Source organism: Methylobacterium sp. B1 (genome assembly GCF_000333255.1).
GTDB classification, from domain to species: domain Bacteria; phylum Pseudomonadota; class Alphaproteobacteria; order Rhizobiales; family Beijerinckiaceae; genus Methylobacterium; species Methylobacterium fujisawaense.
Genome location: NZ_BACT01000842.1, coordinates 1 through 3,270, shown reverse-complemented (window position 1 = coordinate 3,270; position 3,270 = coordinate 1). Strand labels below are relative to the sequence as shown.

The following is a 3,270-nucleotide window of genomic DNA, read 5'->3' as shown; positions in this document are numbered from 1 at the left end:
GGGACGGTGCGCGAGAACATCATCGCCGGCCGGCCGGGCTTGACCTTCGAGGACGTGATCCGCGCCGCGCGGCTTGCTGGCGCGGAAGAGTTCGTCGAACGGCTGCCCCGCGGCTACGAGACCTGGATCGAAGAGGGCTCCGCGAACCTGTCGGGCGGCCAGAGGCAGCGGCTCGCGATCGCCCGCGCCCTGATCACGGATCCGAGATTGCTCATCCTGGACGAGGCGACCAGCGCGCCCCGTTCGTCGAGGATGTAGCCGAGGCGCTTCAGGTCGGCGGTCGCGGCGGCGACGTCGAGGGGGTCGCCGACCCGCAGGGTCACGCGGGCCGAGGCCCAGGTCTCCGGCGGCGGCACGCGCTGCACGAGGGCGGGGGCGGTGGTCAGCACGAAATCCGGCAGCGCCTCCCGGTCGGTCAGCCAGCGCAGCACCGCGGCCCGGGCGCCCATCATGGCCCGCGACGGCGAGGCGTGGTCGAAGGGCAGGCAGTCCCATTCGGGATAGATCGCGACCTGCGCGTCGGGATCCAGCGCCCGGAGGGTCGCGGCGAGGTCCTCGAGGCGGCGGGCATCCCGGGCGACATGCACCACCGGACCCGGGCCCTCGGCATAGGCCAGGAGCGCCACCGCCAGGGCGCCGGTGGGCATCAGCGGCGCGTCCTCCAAGCCCTGATGGGCGCCCGCCTTCGTCCTGCGCTTGGCCATGCCTGATCCGAACCCGTCCCTCTTGAGCCGGCAACGCCGCACCGCCCCCGCGGGCTCCCGGCCGCGGCGATCCGATCCACAGCCGTGACCGCGCGGCCTCCGGTGCGGTCCGCGCCGGCACAGATCACGAAGACACCGCAGCGGGCGCCCGGACGGGATCGTCGGCCCGGACAAGACTTGGCCGGCGCCTGTGAAACCCGGTTGTCGCCGACGATCCGATGCGAATGTCGACTAATGGACTGTCGCGGAATGCTTGGGCTGGTCGCGCCGCCGGGCCCGTGAGGCAGAGTTTCATTAGGGAGGCGCGGGCGCTTACGCTATGACGGTCCCGTGTCGCAGACCGAGACAATATCCCGCCCGTCGGGTTTCGAGCCCGAGCATCCCCAGCGGCTCGCCGCCTTGCGCGCCTACGCCATCCTCGACACGCCGCCGGAGCGCGCGTTCGACGAGATCGCCGAGATGGCCGCCCAGGCCTGCGGCACGCCGATGGCCCACATCAATTTCGTCGATGCCGACCGGCAGTGGATCAAGGCCGCGTTCGGCCACCCCGCGCGGGCGATGCCGCTCGATTTCGGCTTCTGCACCGAGGCCATGCGCGAGGACGGCGTCCTCGTGCTGCCCGATCTGGCCGCGCTGCCGGACCGCGCCGCCAATCCGCTCGTGGCCGGCGAGCCGCACCTGCGCTTCTACGCCGGCGTGCCCCTGGTGACGCCGGACGGCTGGGCCATCGGGACGCTCTGCGTCCTCGACCGCGTCCCGCGCACCCTGACCGACCAGCAGATCTTCATCCTCAAGGCGCTCGCCCGGACGGTGATGACGCAGCTGGATACCCGGAATGCCGAGGCCGCCCTGCGCCGGAACGAGGAGCGCTACCGCTCGCTGTTCACCTTCATCGATGCCGGCTTCTGCCTGGTCGAGCTGACGTTCGAAGACGGCCGGGCGGTCGATTACCGCTTCCTGGAGGCCAATCCCGCCTTCGAGCGGCAGACCGGCCTGACGGACGTGGTGGGGCGGTGGATGCGGGACATCGCCCCCGATCACGAGCAATGCTGGTTCGACCTCTACGGCCGCGTCGCCCTGACCGGCGAGCCGGTCCGCGTCGAGCAGGCCGCCAAGGCCCTCGACCGCTGGTACGACGTGCACGCCTACCGGGTCGACGGGCCGGGCCGGAACCGCGTCGCGATCCTGTTCAACGACATCACCGAGCGCCGCCGGAGCGAGATCGCGCTCCGCGCCCGGGAGGCGGAACTCCGGCTGGTCGCGGACGCGATGCCGGTCCTGATCGCCTTCATCGACCGCACCCTCACCTATCGGTTCGCCAACGCCGCCTACGAGTCCTGGACCGGCTGCAGGCCCTCCGAGGTCGTCGGGCAGACCGTGCGGATGCTCATCGGCCCCGAGGCCTTCGCGATGCGGCAGGCCGCCTTCGAGCGGGTGCTGGCCGGGCAGGAGATCCGCCGGGAATGGACCTGGACGCTCCCGAACGGCGAGACCCGCGTCGCCGACACCCGCTACCTGCCGCGCCGGGGAGCGGACGGAGGGGTCGACGGGTTCTACGTCTTCGCCCACGACGTCTCGGAGCGGAAGCGGATCGAGGCGCTGCTCCAGTCCCGGGCGGAGCGCCTCGAAGCGCAGGTCGCCGCCCAGACCCGCGACCGTGACCGGGTCTGGACGCTGTCGCCGGTGCTGAAGCTCGTCGCGGACCGGGACGGGCGGGTCCAGTCGGCGAACCCGTCCTGGAGCCGGGCGCTCGGCTGGTCGGAGGCCGAGACCCTGGGCCGGGCCGCCCTCGACTTCGTGGCCGCCCCGGAGCGGGCGGCCGCGCAGGCGGCGCTGCGGCCCCTCTGCGACGAGAGCCGGGTCGAGGATGTCGAACTCTCCTGTCTGACCCGCGCCGGCGACCGGCGCCGGGTGCTCTGGACCGTCGTGCCGGAGGACGGGCTGTTCTACGGCTTCGGGCGCGACATCACCGAGCAGCGGCAGGCCGAGGAGGCCCTGCGGCAATCGCAGAAGCTGGAGGCCATCGGCCAGCTCACCGGCGGGGTGGCCCACGACTTCAACAACCTCCTGACCATCATCCGGTCCTCCATGGAATTCCTGCGCCGGCCCGACCTCGCCGAGGAGCGCCGCCGCCGCTACGTCGACGCGGTCTCCGACACCGTGGACCGCGCGGCCAAGCTCACCGGCCAGCTCCTCGCCTTCGCCCGGCGCCAAGCGCTGAAGCCCCAGGTCTTCGACATCGGCGCGCGCCTGCGCAGCATCGCCGACATGCTCGACTCGGTTACCGGCGCGCGCATCCGCGTCATCATCGAGCTGCCGGAGACGCCCCGCTTCGTGCGCGCCGACGAGAGCCAGTTCGAGACCGCGCTGATCAACATGGCGGTCAACGCCCGCGACGCCATGCGTGGGGAAGGCAGCCTGACCCTGCGCCTGGAGGGCGAGTGCCCGATGCCGCCGATCCGCGGGCATGCCGGCGCGCCGGGGCCTTTCGTGGCCGTGCGGGTTTCCGATACCGGCGGCGGTATCCCGGACGCCGATCTGGGGCGGATCTTCGAGCCGTTCTCAC

At 72.3% G+C, this 3,270-nt stretch carries 1 protein-coding gene and 2 pseudogenes; 2 read left to right on the top strand and 1 reads right to left on the bottom strand.

Annotated features, from left to right (window positions below; genetic code table 11):
- Positions 1-237 (top strand): annotated as a pseudogene (locus I53_RS31820) (ATP-binding cassette domain-containing protein); the annotation flags it as partial.
- Between the two features lie 2 nt (positions 238-239).
- On the opposite strand, the pseudogene I53_RS24410 reads toward I53_RS31820, so the two are convergent.
- A pseudogene (locus I53_RS24410) lies at positions 240-704 on the bottom strand (DEAD/DEAH box helicase); the annotation flags it as partial.
- Between the two features lie 330 nt (positions 705-1,034).
- Here I53_RS24410 and I53_RS24405 point away from each other — a divergent pair.
- The coding region (locus I53_RS24405; RefSeq protein WP_043355594.1) for a PAS domain-containing protein at positions 1,035-3,270 on the top strand (2,236 nt) is incomplete at its 3' end.